Source organism: Vibrio sp. 1249-1, from assembly GCF_033340495.1.
This window is the reverse complement of record NZ_JAWOWJ010000583.1, coordinates 1-685: the sequence shown is the minus strand read 5'-3', so window position 1 is coordinate 685 and position 685 is coordinate 1. Positions and strand designations below refer to the sequence as shown.

Annotated in this window: 1 protein-coding gene; it reads right to left on the bottom strand. The window is 45.8% G+C overall.

Annotation, left to right across the window (positions count from 1 at the left end; translation table 11 throughout):
• On the bottom strand, positions 1–685 hold a 685-nt coding region (locus R7Z50_RS27755; protein ID WP_318149789.1), incomplete at both ends, for a MipA/OmpV family protein.

Sequence of the window (685 nt, the reverse complement as noted above, 5' to 3'; positions counted from 1 at the left end):
TATCGTATTCATCCTTTTCAGCGTTGAACTTGAAAATGTCGCCCATATTGGAAGGCGTCGCCCAGCCGTGCGCAATTCGCAAATATGGACGATTGTGAAGGTCAGATTTTCGCTCTTTGCCTTTGTCGTTAAAGAAGCCGAAACCGACAAACACTTCACCTTGGTAACGATCTTCGACAATTCCGCTCTTGTAAGCTTCGTTGTCTAAGCGCGTCACGCTGGTTTCGCCCAACAAATAGAGGTTCGAAATCACGTGATAACGCGCTTTGATGCCCAGATTAGCATCTGCGCCAGCACCGATTCTTTCCCCTGTCACATCTTTGAAAGCGTAATACTCGCTGTTGAAATCAGAGTCCTTATAACGGATGGTAAAAGATGGTTCGAACTCCCAATCACCCAGCTCGTAATTTGCTGCAATTCTGTAGTTTGAGTGGAACTGAAACTCGTCATCCGTCATCAATTCCACTTCAGCGCGCCAGTTTTCATTGAAGTCATAACGCAGTTGGCCACCAAAATCGACGCGATCACCTTCAAACGCGTTTTGAACGGATTTAGGAATGTCGACAAAACGAAGACGCGTAATCGCGCTCACTCGCCAGTCAGAATCCTCTTCGTTAAACAGAAAAGCACCACCCTCGAGTCCGTTAATGTACAAATGTTCATTTTCAAAAAACATCATCGGTAC